The sequence below is a fragment of the Sphingomonas sp. DBB INV C78 genome (assembly GCF_042693015.1).
Lineage (GTDB): Bacteria > Pseudomonadota > Alphaproteobacteria > Sphingomonadales > Sphingomonadaceae > Sphingomonas_E.
This window is the reverse complement of the sequence record NZ_CP170544.1, coordinates 2,010,210-2,032,132: the sequence shown is the minus strand read 5'-3', so window position 1 is coordinate 2,032,132 and position 21,923 is coordinate 2,010,210. Positions and strand designations below refer to the sequence as shown.

Annotated in this window: 25 protein-coding genes; 4 read left to right on the top strand and 21 right to left on the bottom strand. The window is 67.3% G+C overall.

Annotated elements, in window-relative coordinates:
- The 18 genes from trbL to ACFB49_RS09635 form a co-directional block, all read right to left on the bottom strand.
- Window positions 1–1,311: a P-type conjugative transfer protein TrbL gene (gene trbL, locus ACFB49_RS09720; RefSeq protein WP_380878911.1), complete on the bottom strand. Its 1,311-nt coding sequence runs from the start codon at window positions 1,309–1,311 to the stop codon at window positions 1–3.
- A gap of 1 nt (window position 1,312) precedes the next feature.
- The gene (trbK-alt, locus tag ACFB49_RS09715) at window positions 1,313–1,618 is read right to left on the bottom strand and encodes a putative entry exclusion protein TrbK-alt (RefSeq protein ID WP_380878909.1); all 306 of its coding nucleotides are present in this window, start codon (window positions 1,616–1,618) and stop codon (window positions 1,313–1,315) included.
- 4 nt (window positions 1,619–1,622) lie between these two features.
- Complete coding sequence (gene trbJ / locus ACFB49_RS09710) at window positions 1,623–2,381, bottom strand: P-type conjugative transfer protein TrbJ (RefSeq protein WP_380878907.1); 759 nt, start codon at window positions 2,379–2,381, stop codon at window positions 1,623–1,625.
- Window positions 2,378–4,867 (bottom strand): conjugal transfer protein TrbE, encoded by a 2,490-nt coding sequence (gene trbE / locus ACFB49_RS09705; RefSeq protein ID WP_380878905.1) that lies wholly within the window; start codon window positions 4,865–4,867, stop codon window positions 2,378–2,380. The genes trbJ and trbE overlap by 4 nt, the downstream gene beginning before the upstream one ends.
- Window positions 4,864–5,145, bottom strand: coding sequence for a VirB3 family type IV secretion system protein (locus ACFB49_RS09700; protein ID WP_380878903.1), 282 nt, complete (start codon window positions 5,143–5,145; stop codon window positions 4,864–4,866). Before ACFB49_RS09700 ends, trbE begins: the two co-directional genes overlap by 4 nt.
- Entirely contained in the window at window positions 5,145–5,477 is a 333-nt protein-coding gene (locus tag ACFB49_RS09695; RefSeq protein WP_380878901.1) for a TrbC/VirB2 family protein, read from the bottom strand. The genes ACFB49_RS09700 and ACFB49_RS09695 overlap by 1 nt, the downstream gene beginning before the upstream one ends.
- Window positions 5,474–6,412, bottom strand: a complete 939-nt coding sequence (gene trbB / locus ACFB49_RS09690) for a P-type conjugative transfer ATPase TrbB (protein ID WP_380878899.1) — start codon at window positions 6,410–6,412, stop codon at window positions 5,474–5,476. The genes ACFB49_RS09695 and trbB overlap by 4 nt, the downstream gene beginning before the upstream one ends.
- 220 nt (window positions 6,413–6,632) lie before the next feature.
- Window positions 6,633–7,061: a CopG family transcriptional regulator gene (locus ACFB49_RS09685; RefSeq protein WP_380878897.1), complete on the bottom strand. Its 429-nt coding sequence runs from the start codon at window positions 7,059–7,061 to the stop codon at window positions 6,633–6,635.
- 9 nt (window positions 7,062–7,070) lie between these two features.
- Window positions 7,071–9,044 (bottom strand): conjugal transfer protein TraG, encoded by a 1,974-nt coding sequence (locus ACFB49_RS09680; RefSeq protein WP_380878895.1) that lies wholly within the window; start codon window positions 9,042–9,044, stop codon window positions 7,071–7,073.
- Between the two features lie 14 nt (window positions 9,045–9,058).
- A complete protein-coding gene (locus ACFB49_RS09675) occupies window positions 9,059–10,819 on the bottom strand; it encodes a relaxase/mobilization nuclease domain-containing protein (RefSeq protein WP_380878893.1) in 1,761 nt (586 codons plus the stop codon).
- Window positions 10,820–11,057: 238 nt separating this feature from the next.
- A complete protein-coding gene (locus tag ACFB49_RS09670; protein ID WP_380878891.1) occupies window positions 11,058–11,966 on the bottom strand; it encodes a lytic transglycosylase domain-containing protein in 909 nt (302 codons plus the stop codon).
- A 4-nt stretch (window positions 11,967–11,970) separates the two neighbouring features.
- Window positions 11,971–12,306, bottom strand: a complete 336-nt coding sequence (locus ACFB49_RS09665) for a DUF736 domain-containing protein (protein ID WP_380878889.1) — start codon at window positions 12,304–12,306, stop codon at window positions 11,971–11,973.
- A 35-nt stretch (window positions 12,307–12,341) separates the two neighbouring features.
- On the bottom strand, window positions 12,342–12,887 hold the full coding sequence (locus tag ACFB49_RS09660; RefSeq protein WP_380878887.1) for a S26 family signal peptidase: 546 nt from the start codon (window positions 12,885–12,887) through the stop codon (window positions 12,342–12,344).
- Window positions 12,884–13,390: a DUF2840 domain-containing protein gene (locus ACFB49_RS09655; protein WP_380878885.1), complete on the bottom strand. Its 507-nt coding sequence runs from the start codon at window positions 13,388–13,390 to the stop codon at window positions 12,884–12,886. The genes ACFB49_RS09660 and ACFB49_RS09655 overlap by 4 nt, the downstream gene beginning before the upstream one ends.
- Window positions 13,387–13,653 carry an AlpA family transcriptional regulator gene (locus tag ACFB49_RS09650; RefSeq protein ID WP_167954218.1) on the bottom strand — a complete coding sequence of 89 codons (267 nt, stop codon included), beginning with the start codon at window positions 13,651–13,653 and terminating at the stop codon, window positions 13,387–13,389. Before ACFB49_RS09650 ends, ACFB49_RS09655 begins: the two co-directional genes overlap by 4 nt.
- Window positions 13,654–13,781: 128 nt before the next feature.
- On the bottom strand, window positions 13,782–14,405 hold the full coding sequence (locus ACFB49_RS09645; RefSeq protein ID WP_380878883.1) for a DUF2285 domain-containing protein: 624 nt from the start codon (window positions 14,403–14,405) through the stop codon (window positions 13,782–13,784).
- A complete protein-coding gene (locus ACFB49_RS09640) occupies window positions 14,344–14,496 on the bottom strand; it encodes a transcriptional regulator domain-containing protein (protein WP_380879909.1) in 153 nt (50 codons plus the stop codon). Before ACFB49_RS09640 ends, ACFB49_RS09645 begins: the two co-directional genes overlap by 62 nt.
- Window positions 14,497–14,712: 216 nt before the next feature.
- Window positions 14,713–14,985, bottom strand: coding sequence for a DNA -binding domain-containing protein (locus ACFB49_RS09635; RefSeq protein WP_380878881.1), 273 nt, complete (start codon window positions 14,983–14,985; stop codon window positions 14,713–14,715).
- Between the two features lie 169 nt (window positions 14,986–15,154).
- Between ACFB49_RS09635 and ACFB49_RS09630 the strand changes: the two genes are divergently transcribed.
- Window positions 15,155–15,382 (top strand): helix-turn-helix domain-containing protein, encoded by a 228-nt coding sequence (locus ACFB49_RS09630; protein ID WP_380878879.1) that lies wholly within the window; start codon window positions 15,155–15,157, stop codon window positions 15,380–15,382.
- A gap of 163 nt (window positions 15,383–15,545) precedes the next feature.
- On the opposite strand, the gene ACFB49_RS09625 is transcribed toward ACFB49_RS09630, so the two are convergent.
- Both ACFB49_RS09625 and ACFB49_RS09620 read right to left on the bottom strand, forming a co-directional pair.
- Window positions 15,546–16,388: a DUF932 domain-containing protein gene (locus ACFB49_RS09625; protein WP_380878877.1), complete on the bottom strand. Its 843-nt coding sequence runs from the start codon at window positions 16,386–16,388 to the stop codon at window positions 15,546–15,548.
- Window positions 16,389–16,676: 288 nt separating this feature from the next.
- On the bottom strand, window positions 16,677–16,976 hold the full coding sequence (locus ACFB49_RS09620; protein WP_380878875.1) for a DUF736 domain-containing protein: 300 nt from the start codon (window positions 16,974–16,976) through the stop codon (window positions 16,677–16,679).
- Window positions 16,977–17,351: 375 nt separating this feature from the next.
- Here ACFB49_RS09620 and ACFB49_RS09615 point away from each other — a divergent pair, with 375 nt between their 5' ends.
- On the top strand, window positions 17,352–17,660 hold the full coding sequence (locus tag ACFB49_RS09615; RefSeq protein WP_380878873.1) for a hypothetical protein: 309 nt from the start codon (window positions 17,352–17,354) through the stop codon (window positions 17,658–17,660).
- Here the strand turns inward: ACFB49_RS09615 and ACFB49_RS09610 are convergent.
- Complete coding sequence (locus ACFB49_RS09610) at window positions 17,639–19,663, bottom strand: ParB/RepB/Spo0J family partition protein (protein ID WP_380878871.1); 2,025 nt, start codon at window positions 19,661–19,663, stop codon at window positions 17,639–17,641. The genes ACFB49_RS09615 and ACFB49_RS09610 overlap by 22 nt on opposite strands.
- 561 nt (window positions 19,664–20,224) lie before the next feature.
- Between ACFB49_RS09610 and ACFB49_RS09605 the strand changes: the two genes are divergently transcribed.
- Together ACFB49_RS09605 and ACFB49_RS09600 are read left to right on the top strand one after the other, a co-directional pair.
- Entirely contained in the window at window positions 20,225–20,833 is a 609-nt protein-coding gene (locus ACFB49_RS09605; protein ID WP_380878869.1) for a type IV toxin-antitoxin system AbiEi family antitoxin domain-containing protein, read from the top strand.
- A complete protein-coding gene (locus ACFB49_RS09600) occupies window positions 20,830–21,744 on the top strand; it encodes a nucleotidyl transferase AbiEii/AbiGii toxin family protein (protein ID WP_380878867.1) in 915 nt (304 codons plus the stop codon). The genes ACFB49_RS09605 and ACFB49_RS09600 overlap by 4 nt, the downstream gene beginning before the upstream one ends.
- Window positions 21,745–21,923 lie beyond the last annotated feature (179 nt).

Genomic DNA, 21,923 nt, shown 5'->3' with positions numbered 1-21,923 from the left:
TCAATCCTTCTGGCTGACATCGACCGATGCGCCGCTGCCCCCGCCGTCGCCGGAGCGCAGCGTGTGGGCGGCGACGGTCGCGCCGTGGGTCATGGTCTGGCGGCGCTTCATCGCGGCGGCCCACGCGGGCGAGCTGCCGGAAGCCTCCGGCGACGGTGCTCCGCTGCCGCCTGAGATAGTGCCACCGGTGGCGGTGACGGCCGCCCGGCCGCCCGAGCGGTAGCTGTCCTTGAGCGAGGCCGCGGCCTTGCGCAGCGGGGACATGGCCGCGCCGACGGCGGCTTTGCCGACGCCTGCCGCGCCGCCCGCTGCGGCGGCCCCGCCGGTCTTTCCGGCGGAGCCAAGGGCATAGGCGCTGTTGGCGGCGCCGGACGTAAAGGCCGCGCCTCGGGCCGCACCGCCAACGACTCCAGCCATCGCGCCAGCGCCAAGACGGGCGGCGGCCGCACCGCCGACCAGGGCGCCACCGGCCGCGAGCACGGTTCCGGCCGCAGCGCCGGCGCCCAGCGCGGGGCCGCCCGAAACGATGCCGTTGGCGATGCTCGGCCCGAAGATGCCGAGGCCGAGCAAGCAGAGAGAGGCAAGCGCCACCGCCATCGCGTCCTCGATGCTCGGTTGCGCGCCGCCGAAGCCGGCGCGAAACTCGTCGAACAGTGTCGAGCCGATGCCGACGATAACGGCGAGCACCAGCACCTTGACGCCCGACGAGATGACCAGCCCCAGCACCCGCTCGGCCATGAAGGCCGTCTTGCCGAACAGGCCGAAGGGGATGAGCACGAAACCGGCGAGCGTCGCCAGCTTGAACTCGATCAGCGTGATGAAAAGCTGGATCGACAGGATAAAGAAGGCGAGGATAACGAGCACCCACGCGAACAACAGCACCGCGACCTGGATGAAGTTCTCGAAAAAGGCGACCCAGCCCATCAGGTCAGAGATCGACTGGAGGATGGGTTCGCCGGCCTCCAAGCCGACCTGAGCGACGCGGCCGGGCTGTAGTAGCTCGGCGGCGGTGAAGCCGGTGCCGGACGCTTTTAGCCCCAAGCCGGCGAAGCTCTCGAAGACGATCCGCGCCAAGCTGTTCCAGTTGCCGATGATGTAGGCGAAAATGCCGACGAACAGCGTCTTTTTGACGAGGCGCGCGATGATGTCGTCGCCTTCGCCCCAGGTCCAGAACAGCGCGGCCAGGGTCACGTCGATGACGATCAGCGTCGTGGCGATGAACGCCACCTCGCCGCCGAGCAGGCCGAATCCGCTGTCGATGTAGCGGGTGAAGACATCCAGAAAGCGATCGACGACGCCGGTGCCGCCCATGTCAGTTCTCCTGTGCCGAAGCGTCTTCGGCGATGCGGGCGGCGGGACGCGCGCCGGGCGCCAGGAACCGGCGGCGGTTCTCGGTCCAGGCGCGCAGGCAAGCGGAATCGCTCGCGCCAGCTTGTCCAAGCGACTGACAGCGGCGCAGCTCGATCAGCAGCGGGTCGACCGTCGCCGAAGTGTCGGCGACGGTCGCCGGCTCGTCGCGCCCGGGATCAGGCGAGCGGCTCATCTCGATCGCCGTCATCGTGATGGCGATGGCAATGAAGATGATGGCGCCGATGCGCGCGAGGAGCTTGGTGTCCATCGGCTCAGTCGCGGAACATGCTTGCGTTGCCCGGCTGGTAGCCAGTGGACCGCGTCAGGAAGCGGCGGCGCCGTTCGCGGCTTTCGGCTTCGACCGCCGCGTTGCGTGCGGAATCCAGCGCCTGTGCCCGGCCCTGCGCGGCAAGCAGCGCCGTCAGGTCCGCGAGCTGCTGCGATTGCAGCGCGAGAAGCTGGTTGCCCGCCTGCGCGGCCTGAAGCGCGCCCGTCGCCGACTGGCTGGACGAGACCAGGCCGTCCATCGTCGTGCGCGCGCCGTCGATATTGCCGACCACGCCCGCCTGAACGCGCAACGCATCCTCGAACGCGCCGACGCTATCCTCCCAGCGCGCATTGGCATTGGCGACCATATGCGCGTGGGTGCCGGTGAGAGCCGCCCCCTTGTAGCGGTTGCTGAATGCCTGTTGGACGTTCTGCACGTCATAGGCGATGCGCTGCGCTTCGCCGAGAAGCTGCAGGGTGCGCTGCACCTGTTGCTGCAACCGCTGGAGCGAGCTGAACGGCAGCGAGGTTAGATTGCGCGCCTCGTTGATGAGGCTCGTCGCCTGGTTCTGGATTTGCTGGATCTGATTATTAATCTGCTGGAGCGACCGGGCGGCCGTCAGCACGTTCTGCGCATAGTTGGTCGGATCATAGACGATGCCGCCGAACTGGGCGTGCGCCGGCGTGGCGGCGGTGATGCCGATCATGCTCGATGTGGCGATGGCGCCGGCCAGCACGGCGCGGCGTAGGATGGAGCTCTTCATGGGGCCATGTCCTTCAAGGCAAGGGGGAGCTGGCCGGTATCTTCCCGGCGGCCGGCCAGCGGATCGGGTTGGGGTTCGGGAAGAAGCTCGACCGCCCAGGCGCAGCCGCGATGGCGCAGCCATTCGGCGGCGAAGTGCTCGCGGCCGTGGGTCTCGACCAGCTCGGCGATGCGGAGCTGATCGGTCTTGGAAGAGGCGGCGGCGAACGCCAGCGCGACCTCGCCAAGCCCCAACTCGAACAGCCGGTTGCCGCGCCGCGACTGGCAGTAATAGTCGCGCTTGGGCGTCGCCCGGCTGAGAATTTCGATCTGACGCTCGTTGAGCCCGAATCGTGCGTAGATGGCCGCGATTTGCGGCTCGGCGGCGCGCTCGTTGGGCAGGAATATCCGCGTTGGGCAGCTCTCGATGATGGCCGGCGCGATGTTCGACGTTTCGATGTCGGCGAGGCTCTGGGTTGCGAAGACGACGCTGGCGTTCTTCTTCCTGAGCGTCTTGAGCCACTCGCGGAGCTGCGCGGCGAAGTCGGGGCTGTCTAGGACCAGCCAGCCCTCGTCGATGATGATGAGCGTCGGCGAGCCGTCCAGCCGGCCTTCGATCCGGTGGAACAGATAGGACAGTACCGCCGCGGCCGACCCGGCGCCGACCAAGCCTTCGGTCTCGAACGCTTGGACCGATGCCTCGCCGAGACGCTCGGCCTCGGCGTCGAGCAGCCGGCCCCACGGGCCGCCGATGCAGTAAGGAGCAATCGCCTGCTTGAGCTGCTGTGATTGCAGTAGGACGGCCAGGCCGGTGAGCGTGCGTTCGCTGATCGGTGCCGATGCCAACGAGCCGAGCGCCGACCAGATATGCTCCTTGGCCTGCGGATCGACCGCGACGCCTTCGGAAGCCAAGATCGCCGCCAGCCATTCGGCCGCCCAGGCGCGCTCGGCGGGGTCGTGGATATGGGCCAGCGGTTGGAGCTGGACGCCCGTCTCCGCCTCGTCGGCCAACATGCCGCCCAAATCCTGCCAGTCCCCGCCCATGCCGATCGCGGCGGCGCGGATGCTGCCGCCGAAGTCGAAGGCGAAGACTTGGGAGCCCTCATAGCGGCGGAACTGCATCGCCATCAGCGCGAGCAGCACCGACTTGCCGGCGCCGGTCGGGCCGACGATCAACGTATGGCCGACGTCGCCGACATGAAGGGAAAACCGGAACGGGGTCGAGCCTTCGGTCCTGCCGTAGAGCAAGGGGGGGTGCCCGAAGTGCTCGTCCCGTTCCGGCCCCGCCCATACCGCTGACAGGGGGATCAGGTGGGCGAGATTGATGGTGGAAACCGGGGGCTGGCGGACGTTGGCGTAGGTGTGGCCGGGCAAGCTCCCCAGCCAGGCCTCGATCGCGTTCATCCCCTCGGGGATCACGGTGAAGTCGCGGCCCTGGATGACCTTCTCCACGAGCCGCAGCTTCTCCGCTGCAATAGCCGGATCGCGGTCCCATACCGTCACCGTGGCGGTGACGTAGGCCATGCCGGCATAGTCGGCGCCCAGTTCCTGCAGGGCGGTATCGGCATCGGCCGCCTTGTTCGAAGCGTCGCTGTCGAGCAGCGTGCTCGCCTCGTTGGTCATCACCTCCTTCAAGATGGCGACGACCGATTTGCGCTTGGCGAACCACTGGCGACGGATGCGGGTGAGCAGCCTGGTCGCGTCGGTCTTGTCGAGCATGATCGCCCGGGTTGACCAGCGATACTCGAAAGCGAGCCGGTTCAGCTCGTCGAGCAGACCCGGAAAGGTGGCGCTCGGGAATCCGATGATGGTGAGCGTGCGGAGATGATGGTCGCCGAGACGCGGCTCTAGCCCGCCAGTTAGCGGCTCGTCGGCGAGCAGCGCGTCGAGGTGCATCGGCGTCTCGGGCACGCGCACGCGCTGGCGCCGCGTCGAAACCGTGCTGTGCAGATAGGTCAGCGTCTCGGCGTCATCGAGCCAGCGGACCTCGGGCACGAAGCCTTCGACCAGATTGAGCACACGGTCGCTGCGGTCGGTGAAGCCCTTGAGCAGTTCCCACGGATCGACGCCGGAAGTTGACCGGCCCTCGTAAAGCCAGCCTTCCGCGCGCGCCGCTTCTTCGGCGGGCGGCATCCACAGCAGCGTCAGATAATAGGCGCTCTCGAAGTGGGCTCCCTCCTCACGGAACTGTTCGCGCCGCTCCATCTCGACCAATGCCGAGACCGGATCGGGGAAGGCTGCGTCGGGATAGTCGAGCGCTGGCGTGCGCTGCGCCTCGACGAAGATGGCCCAACCGGAGCCGAGCCGGCGGAGTGAGTTGTTCAGCCGCGATGTCGTCGCCACCAGTTCGGCCAGCGTGGCGCTGTCGAGATCGGGGCCGCGAAAGCGGGCGGTGCGCTGGAACGATCCGTCCTTGTTGAGCACGATCCCTTCGCCGACCAGCGCGGCCCAGGGCAGGAAGTCGGCGAGGTGCGCCGCCTTGTTGCGGTATTCGCGCAAGCTCATCATGGCTGTATCCAGCTCGGGTAACGGAGGTGGCGGCGGGCCACGTCCACGAATTGCGGGTCACGGCGTGCCGCCCAAACGGACAGCGCATGGCCGATCCCCCAGATGACGAGGCCGGCGATCCAGAGGCGCAGGCCGAGGCCGATCGCGCCGGCCAGCGTGCCGTTGACGATGGCGAGCGACCGGGGGGCGCCGCCCAGTAATATCGGCTCGGTCAGCGCCCGGTGGACGGGAGCGTAAAAACCCGCGATCGGCGAGCCAAGGCCATCTGGGGCGTCCATCAGACCAGCGCCCCGCCGCCGAAGCTGAAGAAGCTGAGGAAGAAGGAACTGGCCGCGAAGGCTATCGACAGGCCGAAGACGATCTGGATCAGTCGGCGGAAGCCGCCCGACGTGTCGCCGAAGGCCAGCGTCAGGCCGGTTACGATAATGATTATGACCGCGACGATCTTCGCCACCGGACCTTCGATGGATTCGAGGATGCTTTGCAGCGGGGCTTCCCACGGCATCGACGAACCGCCAGCATGGGCCGGAACGGCGAATGTCAGCGCGATGATGCTGGCGGTGGCGGCGAGCATGGCGCGGCGTGCGCCATGCCGGATGGCATGGATCATGGCAGGTCTCCTAGTTGGGTGGTGGAAAGCGAAGTGAAGCGGTAGTCGCCGGTCGTGGGATCGAGCCCTTCGACACGGGCCAGCTCGGCAAGGCGACGGCCGTGCCCGTCGCGGACGAGCACGGCGATCAGGTCGATGGTCTCGGCCAGCAGCGCGCGCGGGACCGTGACGACGGCCTCCTGAATGAGCTGCTCCATGCGGCGGAGCGCCCCGAGCGCCGTGCCGGCGTGGATCGTTCCGATGCCGCCGGGGTGCCCGGTCCCCCAGGCTTTGAGGAGGTCCAGCGCCTCAGCGCCGCGCACCTCGCCTATCGGGATGCGATCAGGGCGCAGCCGCAGCGAGGATCGCACGAGGTCGGACAGCGAGACGACGCCATCCTTGGTCCGCATGGCGACAAGGTTGGGCGCGGCGCATTGCAGCTCGCGAGTATCTTCGATCAGGACGATGCGGTCGGAGGTCTTGGCGACTTCGGCCAGGAGCGCGTTGACCAGCGTGGTCTTGCCGCTGCCGGTTCCGCCAGCGACGAGAATGTTGGCGCGGGTTTCGACGCCGTGCCGCAGCGACTCGGCGTGAACCGCCGACATGATTCCGGCCGCAGCATAGTCGTCGAGCGTGAACACCGCGACGGCGGGCTTACGGATTGCGAAGGCCGGCGCGGCGACGACGGGCGGCAACAGCCCTTCAAACCGCTCGCCGCCCTCCGGCAGTTCGGCCGAAACGCGGGGGCTCCGGGCGTGAACCTCGACGCCGACATGGTGTGCGACCAAGCGGACAATGCGTTCGCCGTCAGCAGCGGTCAGCAACTCGCCGGTGTCGCTGATGCCTTCGCCCAGCCGATCGACCCAAACTTTGCCGTCCGGGTTCAACATCACCTCGATGACGGCAGGGTCTTCCAGCCAAGCCGCGATCGATGGCCCCAGCGCTGTGCGCAACATCCGCGCGCCGCGTGATCGAGCCTCGGATCGGAGTGAGTAAGCGGTCAACAACTGGCCCCTGGATTGGACCGGGCGAACCGCCGCCCGGCGTCAGGAGCACAGCAAGAGAGCCAGAAATATCCGCGTCGCAACAGCTAGTTGCCGGCGTAGTAGAGGGGGCGGTAGATACGATGCCGTCGGCGACGATGCCTTCTGACTAAAACAAGCTGGGCGCGGCTATTCAATCCGACTCGGACGATGTTGCGCGCGGCCAGACGTCTTCCGGTATCTCGTCTATCAAGGACTTGCCGCTGGCGTAGCGCCGGCCCAGCGTCTCGACAAACCCCTCGTAGCGCTTGCGCCCCTTCACCTGCGCTGCGGCCTGATCCTCGTCGGGCAACGGGGGCGTCACCGACAGCCAGAACCGGACGAACAGGCTCAGCGCCTCGGTCGTGAGGCCGGTATTGCGCTCCAGCCGCTGCACCTGGCGGGTCAGCCGATCAAGCCGGCGCGCAAACGCCGCCTCCATCCGGTCGGCGCCGTCCGGTGACAGGTAGGACGCTACCGCCGCCTCAACGATGGCCGAGCGTGATATGCGCCGTCGGATCGCCAGTTCGTCGACCTGTTTGGCGAGTGCGGGCGGAAAATAGACATTCAGCCGGGTGCGCATCTCGGCCTCCTACAGCTCGATGCCGTCGCCGGGATCGAGCGACGCTTGCCGCGCGAGCCCCTGCATCCGGCGGCGCACAGCCGCCTGTCGCGCGGCGTCATCGGCATCGTCGTCCACGATTGCGAACTCCTGGGCGGGCGGCGCTGTCGTCTCAGGTGCGATGGCGACATGCTCGGGCAGTTCGGGCTCACGGCGCAGCCCGCCATTGGCGGCGTCCTCTTGCGCGCGCACGATCCGCGCCACGTCGGCGGGATCGGCGGCGACCGCGCGTCCTGTCCAGTCGTCGGGCCGGACTGCGCCAACAGCCGGTTCGGGTGCCGCCATGATCCGCTCCGCGAAGCGTGCATCGCGGAAGTAGCGCGCCTTCTTTGCGCGGATCGGATGGACGCCCGCCACCATGACGATCTCGTCGTCGGGCGGGAGTTGCATCACCTCGCCAGGCGTGAGGAGCTGACGGGCAGTCTCCGACCGCGACACCATCAAATGCCCAAGCCACGGCGACAGGCGATGCCCGGCATAGTTCTTCATCGCCCGCATCTCGGTCGCGGTGCCGAGCGCATCCGACACGCGCTTGGCGGTGCGTTCGTCGTTGGTGGCGAAGCTCACGCGGACATGGCAGTTGTCGAGGATCGCGTTGTTAGGGCCGTAAGCCTTCTCGATCTGATTGAGCGACTGCGCGATCAGGAACGCCTTCAATCCGTAGCCGGCCATGAACGCCAGCGCGGACTCGAAGAAGTCGAGCCGGCCGAGCGCCGGAAACTCGTCAAGCATCAAGAGCACGCGATGGCGGTTGCCGTTCGGGGTCAGCTCCTCTGTCAGCCGGCGCCCGATCTGGTTGAGGATGAGGCGGATCAGCGGCTTGGTGCGCGAGATGTCGCTGGGCGGGACGACCAGGTAGAGCGTCGCCGGCCGCTCGCCCTCGACCATATCCGATATGCGCCACTGGCACGCCCGCGTGACCTGCGCCACGACAGGATCGCGGTAGAGGCCGAGGAAGGACATTGCTGTGCTGAGCACGCCCGATCGCTCGTTATCCGACTTGTTCAGCAGCTCGCGCGCGGCCGAGGCGACGACGGGGTGGACGCCGGCTTCGCCGAGGTGCGGCGTCGCCATCATCGCCGCCAGCGTCTGCTCGATCGTGCGCGATGGGTCCGACAGGAACCCCGCGACCCCAGCCAGCGTCTTGTCGGGCTCGGCGTAGAGGACGTGGAGGATCGCGCCGACCAGCAGCGAATGGGAGGTTTTCTCCCAGTGGTTCCGACGCTCCAGCGAGCCTTCGGGGTCGACCAGCACGTCCGCCACGTTCTGCACGTCGCGCACTTCCCACTGGCCTCGGCGCACCTCCAGCAGCGGATTGTAGGCGGCCGACGCGGCATTGGTCGGATCGAACAGCAGCACGCGGCCGTAGCGCGCCCGGAAGCCGGCGGTTAGCGTCCAGTTCTCGCCCTTGATGTCGTGGACGATTGCTGACGCCGGCCAGGTCAGCAGCGAAGGCACGACCAGGCCGACGCCCTTGCCGCTGCGCGTTGGGGCGAAGCACAGCACATGCTCCGGGCCGTCGTGGCGCAGATAGTCGCGGGCGAGCCTGCCGAGCACGACGCCGTTCGGCCCGAGCAGTCCGGCGCCGCGAACCTCGCGCTCCGTCGCCCAGCGCGCAGACCCGTAGGTCTCGGCGTTTTTCAATTCACGGGCGCGCCACACCGACATGCCGATGGCGACGGCGATCGACGCGAACCCGCCCGATGCTGCGATGAACGCGCCGGTCTTGAAGATGTCGGGCGCGTAGGCGTCGAAGCTGAACCACCACCAGAAGAAAGCCGGCGGCGGATAGACCCGCAACCCTAACGCCTCGAACCACGGCGGCCCCAGCTCGGGCTGGTAGGCGAGCGCTGCGGCGGTCCACTGCGTCGCGCCCCATATGCCGGCGAGCACGATCAGAAACACGACGATGAGCTGGCCCCAGAGGATTTTGGTCGCGGACATGGAGGTCTCCTGATTCAGATGCCGAGGCCGCGATTACGGCCGAGCGTCCAGTCGACGCCGCCGCCGGCGCGGACGACGCCGGACACCTGGCGGCCGAGTTGCTGTTCGAGGGTGCTGGCCCACGGCACGAGGCGAAAACCCAAGCCATCGTCGATCATGGCGAAGCGGCCGGACGCGAGCGCGAGGCGCTGGCGCACGACGCCGGCGATCTTCTCGCCGGACGCGGCGGGGCGATGGACAAGCCCGGTTTCCCCCGCGATCTTCGCCCCAACCGCGTCCAGTTCGCGCTTGCGGAGCGTGTCGAGCATCCCGCGCTCGAACATCGTCCGCTCGCCGAACCGGCGCGCCAGCCCTTCGCGGACAAGATGGTCGGTGCGCGCGTCCATCGCACGGCGCACCTCGGCGCCGAACCCGCCGTCCGCAACGCTGGCACCACGCTCGATCAGGCGATGGTCAAGCCAGGTCGCGCCGGGCGCTTTCACCTGCGCGGCAAGGTCTATGTCCGACCGCGTGGCGAGCACCAGCGTCGGCTTCTCCTCGCCGGGCCGGCCGACGCCGCGCAGCTCGACGATGCCGCCGAGCTTGGGGCTATGCTCCAGCGCCTCGATGCCCGGCAGGCGAACATGGTGGGTGCGCCCGTCTGTGCCGTCGATCACGGCATAGGCGGTGCCGGTCAGCTCGTCGTGCAACCCCTTGTCGATCAGCCGGCCGGCGATCGGCTTCTCGGGCGCGCCGCTCACCACCGCGTAACTGTCGAGCGGCCGGTCCTGCCCCCGATCCTTGAGCGCCGCGCCGATCGTGCGGATGATGTCGCCGCGCGCGCCCAGCTCGCGCAGCTTTCCCGCCGCGCCCTCCGCGACCGCCCATTGACCCGGTTCGCCCTCGGCCGCGAGACCCATCGTCTCCAGATGCTGCAACCGACCGACCATCAACCGGCGGAGCCGTGGATCGTCCGGGCCGGGGCGCTCGGGGCGCAGGTCGATCACGCCCAGCTCGTCGGCGGAACGCTGGATCTCGGTATCGAGCCGGGTCCAGCGTTCCGCCGTCACCTCACGGTCGAGCGCGCGTTGGACCTCATGTTCGGGCCTCGGCCCAAGCTCGGCGAAGGCCAGGTCTTGCGCGCGCGAGCGGAGATTGTGGCTGATGTAGTCGCGGGAGATGACGAGATCGGCGCCCTGATCGGTAACACCGCGCACGAGCAGATGGACGTGCGGATTGTCGGTGTTCCAGTGATCGACCGCGACCCAATCGAGCCGCGTCCCAAGGTCCGCCTCCATCTGACACATGAGGTCGCGCGTGTATTCGCGCAGGTCGATCAGCTCGGCCGCGTCCTCGGGCGAGACGATGATGCGGAAATGATGCCGGTCGTCCCGGCATCGCTCGGTGAAGCCGCGTTCGTCGGCACGGTCTCCGTCCGCATCAAACATCCGCGTCGGCGAACCGTCGCGTGTGACGCCCTCGCGCTTCAAATAGGCGACGTGCGCGGACAGCGGCGCCGAGCGCCGGCCACCCCGGCTGCGGGTGGTCACGGGCAGCATCTTGACCATGACGCGCCGGCCCGAGCCGAACAGGCGACTGCGGGCGAAGGCGGTGCGTCCCCGCCCGAAGGTCGATTGCGCACCCCGGCGCGCGCCGCTGGCGCCGCCGCGCCGGCCGCCGCTGTGGATTGCGGCAACGCGCAGCACCTCGGCGACCAGACTGCGGGCATTGCGGCCCTGCGCCTTGCTGCGCTTGGCCTTGCCCGGCCGGACGCGGAACTCGCTGTCCTCGCTCACAGCCGGGCCGCTTTCCGCCGAAAATGGCCTGTGGTGCCATTCGAGGCGCTGATTTTGCTGGCTTTTCCCTTCCGCGCGGCACGCGCGCCGACCGACGCCCCCGCGTGAAGCCACGGAAAAGCCTCGGCTTTTCGGCTGAACGGGGCGCTGCTTATATCTTGCCCTCGCACTTTCCGGCCTTTTCCTGCCCCTTCAGCCACTTCCCTGATTGCAACCGGCAATCTGAAACGACAGGCGGTCATCGCGGTCGGCCCGCGCGGGCGCGGGACACGAACAGCGTGTCGAGCGGTTCACGGGAGGATGGATCGGTCGCCCCCGACGAGCTGGATGCAGGGCGATCGGACTGCGGTTCTGGCGCGGTCTCGTGATCGTCGCCCTGCACATCGGTCGCATCCGGAGCGCCAGTGGCAATGCGAACGAAAAGAGCGGCACGACGCCAAGCGAACGGATCGGGCAGCGGCGCAACTGCAATCTCAACGTCGCCACTGTCGCCTGTGATCGACGCGAGACGAGCGAGATAGGCGCGCGTCTCGGGAGGCAGCGGACGGGCGCGCGACAGATAGTCGTCGTAGCGGCCTGGCCCGGCATTGTAGGCAGCCAGCATTGCACTCGCGTTGCCGTAGCGGTCGTGCATCTCGCGCAGATAGGCCGCGCCCGCCATGATGTTGTCGCGCACGTCGAACGGATCGGCGCCGAGTCGGTAGCGCGCGCGAAGACTGGCCCAGGTCGCGGGCATGATCTGCATCAGGCCCATTGCTCCGGCGCGCGAGATTGCGCGGGAATTGCCGCCGCTCTCGACCCGCATCACCGCCCAAATCCAAGCCTCTGGGATGCCGAACCGCCGCGCGGCGTCGGCGACATGACCGGCATAGGGATGGACCGATGACGATCGCGCGGCCGGCATCTCCGCCATCACCGCGACAGGCGCAGCGCCGCCGGACAGCAGGAAGACCGCAACGACAACCGCCGATCCGACTCCGCTCCGCCGCCAGCCTGCCAGCGTGCTCGCTACGGTAAAGGGCGCGCGCGAAGCGCCGGCCTTCGGCCGCCCTTGACCTGCGCTGCGCGCCCCGGCCGGCCTGCGATCGAGCGGGACGAAGGGATGAGACGGCCTTCCCGCGAACAAAGGGATGATATCGACGCGCACGGACTCAGTCCTGCTCGCGCGACTTGGGCTGGCGGTTCCAGCGCAGCGACCATGCCGACTTGTCATTGCCGTTCTGGAACAGGGCAGCGCGGATCGGCTGGGGGAAGCTGGGATCGTCGATGCGCAGCGAGACGTAGTCTCCGGCGCGCTCGCCGCTTTCATTCCAGCCAGCGCCGATCTCCGGCCCTTCGTCGTTGTCGCCGCGATGGACGCGCCAGTCCGGCGCCTTGTCGGCATCGCTCGGATCGGCCGGAACGATCGAGATACGGATGTCGAGCGTCGCCGTCTCGATGATGCCTTCGTAGCCGTTGGCGGTACGGAAGAAGCTGCCGATCTGCATGATGATCTCCTTTGGGTTGCAGTTGGGAAAGCGGGTCAGCGCCAGGTGAGCGGCGCGTCGGGCGTATCGCGGGTGAGGATCGGGATGGCGCGGCCGAGCACGGTCGAGGCCAGGAGCGGGCCGAAATAGCGGCCGTCCATGCTGTCGGCGTGATCGGGATTGAGCAGCAGCAACTCGCCGGCGCGCAGCGTGCGGCAGCCCTGCCAGACCGGCAGCGGGCGGCCCATGCCGTCGGCCAAGCGAGCAACGACGACGGGCCGCGCATCGACGCTCACGACGGCGCCGATGCGGCACACCCGCTGCCCCGGCTTGGCCGCGACATGCTTCAACAGAGGCACGCGCTCGCCGAGATAGCCGCGCGCCGCCAGCCACCGAGCCAGCGGCGCGGGCGGCGTCACGGCGACCAGCGCGCCGTGCGGCGGATCCGGCAACGGCTCGATCCGGTAGAATCCGATCGGCGCGCTCGCGCTGGCGTTCCAGACGATGCGCGGGAGCGGGTCGAACACCGCCACGGCTGCGAACGACGCGCCGAACAGCGATGCGACAGACACCGTCGCAATGGCCCATCCACGGCGCGTCATCCTTCGATCTCCCGGCGCTTGAGCCAGGCGCGATGACGCTCCAGCGTGTAGGGGCGCGGCTGATGTCCGGCGGCGATGCGGTTGTGGACATGGCGCCAATGGTCGGGTGCGGCGTCGCACGGATCGACGCCGGCGGTCTCGGTCGCGTCGATCGCGGCGAGCACTTGGCTAACCTTGGGCCAGCCTTCGATCTTGAGCAGGATGTCGCCGCCCGGCCGCACGAACGGCAGCGTCGTGAAGGGCTCGTCGGTGCCGACCGCACGCACGATGTCGATGCGCGAGGTGACCGTCCCGTAGTCGTTCGCCGCCCAGCGGACGAACGCGAAGATCGCGCCGGGACGGAAGCGAACGATGCGGCGGCGGCGGTCGACGATCTCGTCCACGGCGACGCGGCCGAACCTGATCCAGTGCTCGATCCGCTTCTCGATCCACGTCAATTCGACGCGCGTCATGCCGTCATCGGAAGGTTGGCGGTGGCGCATAGGTGACGGCGGGACGCTCATCGCCGGCTCCGGGCGATGGCCGAATCCGCGCGCGGCATGAGGTCGTCCTGCCCCGGATCGGAGGTCGAATGTTTGATGCCTATGTCGGCCCAGGCGCGCAGGTCATCGACCGAATAGACGACGCGGCCGCCGATGCGGCGATAGGCCGGGCCGGTGCCAAAATACCGGTGCTTCTCAAGGGTCCGACCAGAGAGGCCGAGAAAGCGTGCGGCTTCCGGCGTGCGCAGGAAGCGGGGCGGCAGGTTGGCGGGCGTATCGGACAAGTGGTGGCTCCTGCGGGCGGTGGCGGCAGGAGACGTAATTGTCAGAATCAGCGCGGCCGGGTGGGGTATGAAGATGTGCGGCTGCACGGATGCGACCACCCCTTGCGGAGCGTCGCCCGGGGGAACGCTCAGCGGATACGGAGCAGTTTGCGGTAGTCGCCGTTCATCATCGCGATGCCGTCTCGGACCAGCCGGACCACAAATGAACGTGCGGAAGACATCTTCCAGTCGCTCGCGGACAATCGCGCCGCCTCTTCACGCCCCAGCGCGATGGCGATCTCGCGATAGGTCGCACCGCCGTCGCGCAGGTCGAGCGCGCGGAGCATAAGATCGAGCCGGGCGAGCCGATAGGCGGTGAGCGGCCAGCCGCGCGGCAGCGGACCCGCCACGCGGCCGAGCAGACGGCGGTGGAAGCGCAGCAGGCTGGCGATACGGGTGAGGAAATCCTTGTCGAGCGGAATGACCGCAGCGAGCGGCCTCCCGGGCGTTGCCTCGCGCAGCCACAGCCGATGCTCGCCGGCCGCGTCGGCGACAACGACATGGCGTCCGTCGATTCCGGCCAGGTCGGCGAGCAGCGCGCCGAGCGCGCGCGGATCGACCGGGGCGGCGGTCGCAAATCCCTCCGGTGCGGCGTCCAGGATGACCGTGACGGCGGTCAGCTCGGGGCGCCAGACGACCGGCTCTGACAGGTCATCCGGTGCCGTGGCGAAAGGACAACCCCCAGCGCCGCGCGAACGCCGCTTCGGCGGCATTCTTCGCGACGGCGCCGCTCGCGATGCGCTCACGCATCTGCGCATGTTCGGCGCGGTAGGTGCGGTTTCGCCGAAGGAACTCGGCGGCTATGTCGGCGCGCCCGATCGCGTCGGACAGACTGCCGTCGCGTCGCTGGCGCCGGCGCTGTGACGTCGGCATTGCGTCCTCCCAACCGCGGTCCGCGCGGATTTCAGGAAGTTCAGCGTCACCTGTGGAATATCGGGCGAATAGCGCGAAGGCTGCGCTCAACCATGCCGCGAAAGCCGTGCCGGAGATGAGCGAATGCAACCGAATTGGACCGAAATCTTAACGCTTTAACGGTCGGTCGGACCCGAGAAGATGAGCATAGCCAACCTCGGTCATCCATCGCGCTCGCGCAAGATGACTGTCGTGCATTGTTTTTGCACGGCGCGGTTCGGTGGCGGCATCGACGCCGAGAATACAGGCGGCGGCTTCACGCCAGTCTGCGCCTTCGTCGGCAGCGTCGAGCAGGCGTAGATAATCGACGAGATGGCTTTCATCATAGGCGGTGAGGTGCGATATGTCCGGCGCACGATCCGCGAACTGGCTGGTGCTCATGGCGCTCTCGTCATGTCTTCGTTAACCAAGCTAGATCAAATACAGACGCGGAGTACGCGCAAGTCTCGCATCGTTCGTTGCACATTTGGCAGCGATGAAGCGGTGCGAGGCCGTCGATACACCTTATATGAGATAAACCGCATAGTGTGTATCGTCCAGCTTGCCGCGCATGGATATGCGCCGCCTCGTGGGACTGAACTTCGCCAGATTGAGGAAGGAAAAGGGCTTTACCCAGGAGCGCTTCGCCGAGACGTCAGGGTTTACCCAGCAATATGTCAGCGATCTTGAACGGGGTCGCCGTAATCCAACGGTCGTGACCTTGTTTCATCTGGCCTCCCCACTTGGCGTCACGCCGGCTGATTTACTCGCCGAAGCTGAACTGTCCGAAACCGACTAACCCACCATCCCTTTAGATCGCGAGCCGGGCGTTAGCCCGGCGAGCGCGCCATTGCGGCCGCGCGGACCTTGGGACGCGCGGCCGCCGCCGCTCCAGCGCAGCGGATCGGCGCGAAAACGGCGAAGCTGCAGGGCCGGAAACTCCGGCCCTGCAGTAGTTATCGTCACGCCGCTTTGAGGCGCTGCATCCCTTCGGCCAGCGTCCAGAGCGCGCGGTTGAGCGTCACATTCTGGTCGATGCCGTTGATCGCACGGGTCTGCGCGCGGCGGATACGGCCCTCCGCATTGCGCTTGCGGCCCTGCAATCCACCCCGAACGACATTCTCCTGAATGACGTTGAAGGTGGTCCACAGGCTGTGGTCCACATCCTCGCGGCGGCGCGGCTCGATGATCTGCTCGGGCCGAACTGGGCTTTCGTCGTCGCCATAACGGGCGACAAGGCTGACCTCGCCAAGCAAGCGCTGCTCATCCGGAGAAAGCTGGATCGCCTTCATCGACTCGCTGGCGTCGATCAAGCGCGGGAAGTCCTCCGCCACGGTGTAAACGCCTTCGATGATGTCGTCCTGAATGTTGCCTTTGTGCGGCACACGGACTTCCTCGAACCGCTCGCCCGCGATCATGCTGTTGGTGCAGACGAACCGCAGCATCCCCGCGAACATCTGATAGGCGCTGGTCCCGTCATGGCTGTTGACGACGATGACCTCGGCCGCCTCGGGCTTACCGATGCCATCATCCCGGCGCAGGCGGAGCATATGCTTGGCGTGGCCGTGGCGACTGCCGTCGCGCGGCACCGACTGGACGGCGAAGAACGGGAACCATCCTTCCCGGCGCAACCCCTCCACAATGTCGATGGTCGGGACATAGACATAGCGCTCGGAGCGGCTGTCGTGCGCCTCGCGGGCGAAGATGGACGGGACGTGCCGATAGAGCGCCTCGTTATCGAGTGGCTCCCGGCCGCTGATCTGATGGGCGTTGCGGCCGAACCGGGTGGCAAGCTGGTAGTGCATTTTGGCCTCCTTTGGGCTTGGGTTTCCGCGCAGCGGAGCGCCGCGCTGAAACCCTGCCCGTCGGCGAGACCGGGGGTGCAAACGGAAAGCGGCTTCGCGGGGAACCGGCTGCACGGAACGCGGAACGCGTGGAGGAAGCTGGGCGGAAGCCGCTTGGAGTGCGCCGGGGGCTGGCCCCAAGCACCTCCGACAACATGCCGGGCCGTCTGGCCCGTCCGCGTTCGAGAACGCGCGAAACAGACACACGAAGGCGCCCCGCTCCGATGGAGCGGGGCGCCGTGTCGGGGGTCAGCGGGACCAGATCAGCGCGTATTCGCCGGCGGTCTCAGTCTCGGACAGAGTGGCGTAGATCGGCGCCGGGAAGGTGGGATCGTCCAGCTTGACCGAGATGTAGTCGCGGTTCTCGCGGCTGGTCTTCTTCCATCCCGCGCCGCACTCGACGGAACCGACCGCGAGGCGGTAGTCGGGGGCCTTCTCGCTCTCCTTGTCGATCGGCCGGAGGGTGGCCTTGGCGTTGAGGGTGAGCGTCTTGATGGTTCCGGTGAAGGAGCCGTTGGCCGCTTGGGTGAAGGTGCCGATGGTCGCCATGTTGAAGTTCCTTTCGCTTTCGGGCCACGACCGCCGCGGCCTCGATGGCGATCGGTGAAGCGGGGATGATCGGACGCGCACCGCTTGCGGCCGCAGCGCAGCGGAGGATGGCGACGCGCGGCTTTTTTGCTTCGCGATGCAAAGCCGAAGGCGGCGGAAAAAAGCCGCGCGGCGGCGTTGCGCCAGGTCGAGCAAGGCGAAGCCGGCCCCGGTTAGATCAAGCCAATCGAGAGGCCACGCGGTCATGCCGAAGCCGAAACTAGACGCCTTGGCGCACCTCGCGACCTGACGGGCGGAATATGGCTGCTGTGCTGAACCGCGCGATCAGCAAACGCCCTAGCAACGAAGGCGATCACGGGATGACGGGCGCAACTGATGTCCCGCAACCTTGACAGACATATGTCGCATGCGACGCGGGATTTGCAGCCACCGAACGCCAATATCGTCGTCGCGACGCAACACCGCCTCCAGGGCCTGATAAGGTCAGTCGGCGAACCGATCGCCAAGACGCTGCTCGTCAATCCGCCACCCGTGTTGCGCCTCCCTTGGGAGAGACGGGGCGTTCGCAAGACGAAAGCGGCCGCGCCCAACGGCGCGGCCGCGATTTTTCGCCGGTCGAAATGGAAGGCCGGGACCGCTCGCGCGGCCCCGGCCCGATGCCGCTATTCGGCGGCGACGGCGTAGGACGCTTCGCTGTCCTCCGCTTCGGTATCGGGGGCCTCCTCATCGAACGGCTGCTCCCGCTCGGGCGTCCGCAGCACGGCGGGAAGCCAGCCGGTCCCGGCCAGAAGCTGCTCGGCGGTCTGCGCCATGTCCGGCTTCTTCATGTCGGCGATACGGCGGGCGGCGTCCTCCGACACGCCTTCGGTGACGGCCTCGACGATATGGGCCTTGGTGACGCGGCCAAGGTAGCTGTCCACGGTGGGCGTCCAGTCCTTCGCCAAGTCCAGCGTCAGCGCGGTCGCCAGCCTGTCCGCCGTTTGCAGCGAACGGGGCTTGCGGTCCCACGGCAGGCGCAGGGCGTTGACGGTGCGGGACGCGCAATGCGCCAGCAGCGCAAGCCGCTTCTCGTCGTCCAGCCCGACGATGAAGCCCCACAGGTCCGCAACATCACGGGGCATCCGCTCGGCCCATGCCTCGCGGGCCTCGTTCGCCTTTGCGGCCAGTGGGGTATCCTCGATCCCGTCCGCATGGCTGCCAAGCGGCGTCACGGTCGGACGAACCTCAAGGCAACCGGCCTCGGTGTAGCTGTAGAACAGTTGCGCCGTGAGCGTGTGGGTCAAGGTGATCAGCGCCAGATCGGGCCGCTCGCCAAGGGCCACGCGCAAGGCCAGCGTCCGATGGGCGGACAGGTCGCGGGTGAGGCTGTCGGAAATCGGCTTGCCCGGTTCCTCGTCTTCTTCCTCGATTTGCTGCTCGTCCTCGTCGCCGACCTCGGCCTGCTCTTCCGTGACGGTTTCCGGGTCGATGGCTTCGCTTTCGCCCTCATCCTCGGGCTGTGGGTCGGCCAGCGCCTCGTCCTCGGGACGGACGAAACCGCGCTCGATACGGGGAACGCCGTCATGATTCAGCACGACGAACACCCCGCCATGCGCGATCACGTTGGCATCGTATGCGTAACGCTTGGCCGAAATCGCGTCGATCTCGTCGGAGATCGCCTCCAGCTTCTCGGCCACGTCCTCGGGCATCTCGTCATAGGACGAATAGCCCTCGGCCAGTTCGTCATGCTCGGTGGACAGCGCCTCCAACCGGGCCTCGTCCTCGTCGGACAGGGCGACGGTCTGCGGATAGAAGCGCCGGAACCCGTGGGCATGGGGATAGTCGATATGCGCCTCGGCCCATTTCCAGCCCTCGGCCTGCACCGTCCCGGCAATCTCGCGCAGCTTTTCGATAGCGAGCATGTCGAGCAAGCCCGCATCCTCGAAGAAGCCGCCCCGGTCCTCGCTGAACAGGTCGCGGATGATGGTGCCACCCGCCTCGACATAGGCATCGGCCCCGACAAACACCGCGCGCCGGTCGGCGGCGGGCACGTTGGCGGCGGTCATGTCGCGCCGGATGATCCACGGCTCGCGGTTGTGGTGCAGGTTCTCGAACACCTGCTCTTGGCGGGCATGATCCTCGGTGATGGCGAAGGCCATAAGCTGGTCCAAGGTCAAGCCGTCCTCACGATAGACCTGCAATAGCTTCGGACTGACGGCGCCCAAGCGAAGCCGCTGCTTCACCACGGACGCCGACACGCCGAACCGCGCGCCGATCTCCTGCGCGCCCCAACCCTTGTCGTTGGAAAGCTCCGCGAACCGCTCGAACTGGTCGGCGGGGTGCATCGGGGTCCGGGTCACGTTCTCGTCCAGACTGATCTCGGACGGATCGTTCTGCGTATCGAGCCAGCAGCGCACGGCTTCCGACTTCCTGATCTGCTTGCGCTTGGCGCGCAGGAGCATCGCCAGCCTGCGGCCCTCGCCAGCGGTGACGAGATAGCAGCCGGTCGGCGTCCCGTCCTCCTTCGTCTCGGGTTCGATGACAAGGTTCTGGATCAGCCCCTTATGCTGGATCGATGCGGCAAGCGCCTCGATCGCGGCTTCCCCATGCGGCACCTTGCGGGCATTGTTGGGGGATTTTTTCAGCTTGTTCAGCGGCACGAAAATCTCGACGCCACTGACGGCTTCGGTCTGAACGGTATCGGTCATCTTACTGCTCCTTGGCTTGGGTTTCGCGCAGCGAAGCGCCGCGCTGAAACCCTGCCCGTCGGCGAGACCGGGGGTGCAACCGGAGGGGCGGCTTCGCGGGGAACCGGCTGCACGGAGCGAAGCGGAGGAAGCTGGGCGGAAGCCGATCCGAAGGGCGCCAGGGGCAGCGCCCCAAGCAACCGCGCCGCGTCAGCGGTGCCCCCAACAAAAGCACCCTTGCGGCGACCGGCCCGGCGCGGCGGCGTGCGCGCGGGCCTGTGGGCCAGCCGCCGCCGCGTCTTCTGGACAGAGCAAGAGTGCAACGCGGGAAAACGAGAACGCGCGCACCCTGACCGGCTTCGCCAGAAGCTGGCAGTGTGCGCTCCCTTGATCACGCGTACCGCTTGGGGTGTTGCGGGGGTCGGCCCCCGCAGAAGGGGTACGGCCAGACCTTGGCTGGCTGTCTGGGGAAGGCTTTCCCCATATTGATAGTGGCTATGAAGCTTCGATCCGGCCCCTCCCGCGACGCGATACAAAAGCTTGGTCATTGCATGTAAATACCGAGGACTTATATCAGGCCGCATGGAGCCGACGACTCATCGAGAACGGGCCCTGGAGGTCGTCCGGCACCGCGGCATTGCGCGCGGCCGCGATTTCGACGCGGCTGGCGTCACACGGGCGACCCTGCAACGGCTGCGTGACGAAGGCGTCCTTCAGCAGGTCGGCCGCGGACTCTACAAACTGGCCGATGCTGAGGTCGACAGTGCGACGAGCCTGGCCGAGGCCGTGCGTATCCAGCCGCGCGGCGTCATCTGCCTGCTCTCGGCGCTGCAGTTCCACGAACTGACCACGCAGACACCCCATGCGGTGTGGATGATGCTCGGCCAAAAGGATTGGGCACCGGTCAATCCGTCGGTGGCGCTGAAGATCGTTCGCGCGAGCGGCGAAGCTCTGACAGCGGGCGTGGAGACACACGTCATCGATGGCGTTCCCGTGCCGATCACCGTACCGGCCAAGACCGTCGCCGACTGCTTCAAGCACCGCAACAAGATCGGTATCGACGTGGCAGTCGAGGCCCTGCGCGATTTCATGAAGTCCCGGCCCCGGCCGGACCTCAATGCGCTCTACCGTTATGCCCAGCTCGATCGGGTTCAATCGGTGATCCGGCCCTATCTCGAAGCCATGACATGAGCCGGCCGCCGAAGAACATGGCAGTCTCGGTGCGCGACCGACTGACGGCGCGCGCCCGCGAGCGCCGGGAAAACGCTCAGCTGCTGATGACCCGCTACGTCATCGAACGCCTGCTCTTTCGCCTGAGCCTGTCGCCCTATTGCGAGCGGTTCGTGCTCAAGGGCGCGATGCTGTTCAGCCTGTGGGCGGACGCCCCCTATCGCGCCACCGGCGACCTCGATCTGCTGGGCATCGGCGAAAACGCGCCCGAGCAGCTGGCGGCGGTTTTTCAGGAAATCCTCGCGGTCGCGGTCGATGACGACGGCATCGTGTTCCGGCCCGAAACCCTGCGCGCGGCCGCGGCCCGCGCCGAGGATGAATATGGCGGCGTCCGTATCGACTTCGTCGCCGAACTCGCCGGCGCGCGCCTGCCGATGCACGTCGATATCGGCTATGGCGACGCGATCACGCCGGGCGCGATCGAGATCGAATATCCGTCGCTGCTCGGTCAGCCCACTGCGCATCTTCGGGCCTATCCGCCCGAAACGGTCGTCGCCGAGAAATTCCAGGCCATGGTCGCCCTCGGCATGCTGAACACGCGCCTGAAGGATTTCTACGACATATGGGCGATCGCGGGATCGTTCGCGTTCGATGGCGCGGTGCTGTCGCGCGCCATCCAGGCCACCTTCGATCGCCGCCAAACCACGTTGCCCATCGAGACGCCCCCGGCGCTAACGCCCGCCTTCGCTGACGAGAAGCAGGCGCAATGGACAGCGTTCCTGCGGCGGACCGAAATCGCGCTGGCGCCCGAACCGTTCGCGGCGACCCAGGCGCAAATCGCGACGCTGGTGATGCCGCCGGTGCTGGCGCTGGGCCAAGGCGCCGCCTTTGACGGCGAATGGCCCAGCGGTGGCCCCTGGAAGGAGAGGTAAGGATAATATCCTCGACATAACATGCTCGCTCTGTGCACATTTTGAGAGTGACGAGCGTCACATCGCATACTTGGAGGACGATGCACGGACGGGGTTTGTGTGATACCGGGACGCGAGGAAATGCGACAGGGGGCGACCATTCGGTGGCATTGAAAAAGTAGAAGCTGGTAGTTCGACTT

Bases quoted from the DNA above. Each gene is read 5' to 3' on its own strand.
- trbL (WP_380878911.1), bottom strand. From the start codon at position 1,311: ATGGGCGGCACCGGCGTCGTCGATCGCTTTCTGGATGTCTTCACCCGC.
- trbK-alt (WP_380878909.1), bottom strand. From the start codon at position 1,618: ATGGACACCAAGCTCCTCGCGCGCATCGGCGCCATCATCTTCATTGCC.
- trbJ (WP_380878907.1), bottom strand. From the start codon at position 2,381: ATGAAGAGCTCCATCCTACGCCGCGCCGTGCTGGCCGGCGCCATCGCC.
- trbE (WP_380878905.1), bottom strand. From the start codon at position 4,867: ATGATGAGCTTGCGCGAATACCGCAACAAGGCGGCGCACCTCGCCGAC.
- ACFB49_RS09700 (WP_380878903.1), bottom strand. From the start codon at position 5,145: ATGGACGCCCCAGATGGCCTTGGCTCGCCGATCGCGGGTTTTTACGCT.
- ACFB49_RS09695 (WP_380878901.1), bottom strand. From the start codon at position 5,477: ATGATCCATGCCATCCGGCATGGCGCACGCCGCGCCATGCTCGCCGCC.
- trbB (WP_380878899.1), bottom strand. From the start codon at position 6,412: ATGTTGCGCACAGCGCTGGGGCCATCGATCGCGGCTTGGCTGGAAGAC.
- ACFB49_RS09685 (WP_380878897.1), bottom strand. From the start codon at position 7,061: ATGCGCACCCGGCTGAATGTCTATTTTCCGCCCGCACTCGCCAAACAG.
- ACFB49_RS09680 (WP_380878895.1), bottom strand. From the start codon at position 9,044: ATGTCCGCGACCAAAATCCTCTGGGGCCAGCTCATCGTCGTGTTTCTG.
- ACFB49_RS09665 (WP_380878889.1), bottom strand. From the start codon at position 12,306: ATGCAGATCGGCAGCTTCTTCCGTACCGCCAACGGCTACGAAGGCATC.
- ACFB49_RS09660 (WP_380878887.1), bottom strand. From the start codon at position 12,887: ATGACGCGCCGTGGATGGGCCATTGCGACGGTGTCTGTCGCATCGCTG.
- ACFB49_RS09655 (WP_380878885.1), bottom strand. From the start codon at position 13,390: ATGAGCGTCCCGCCGTCACCTATGCGCCACCGCCAACCTTCCGATGAC.
- ACFB49_RS09645 (WP_380878883.1), bottom strand. From the start codon at position 14,405: ATGCCGCCGAAGCGGCGTTCGCGCGGCGCTGGGGGTTGTCCTTTCGCC.
- ACFB49_RS09635 (WP_380878881.1), bottom strand. From the start codon at position 14,985: ATGAGCACCAGCCAGTTCGCGGATCGTGCGCCGGACATATCGCACCTC.
- ACFB49_RS09630 (WP_380878879.1), top strand. From the start codon at position 15,155: ATGGATATGCGCCGCCTCGTGGGACTGAACTTCGCCAGATTGAGGAAG.
- ACFB49_RS09625 (WP_380878877.1), bottom strand. From the start codon at position 16,388: ATGCACTACCAGCTTGCCACCCGGTTCGGCCGCAACGCCCATCAGATC.
- ACFB49_RS09620 (WP_380878875.1), bottom strand. From the start codon at position 16,976: ATGGCGACCATCGGCACCTTCACCCAAGCGGCCAACGGCTCCTTCACC.
- ACFB49_RS09615 (WP_380878873.1), top strand. From the start codon at position 17,352: ATGTCCCGCAACCTTGACAGACATATGTCGCATGCGACGCGGGATTTG.
- ACFB49_RS09610 (WP_380878871.1), bottom strand. From the start codon at position 19,663: ATGACCGATACCGTTCAGACCGAAGCCGTCAGTGGCGTCGAGATTTTC.
- ACFB49_RS09605 (WP_380878869.1), top strand. From the start codon at position 20,225: ATGGAGCCGACGACTCATCGAGAACGGGCCCTGGAGGTCGTCCGGCAC.
- ACFB49_RS09600 (WP_380878867.1), top strand. From the start codon at position 20,830: ATGAGCCGGCCGCCGAAGAACATGGCAGTCTCGGTGCGCGACCGACTG.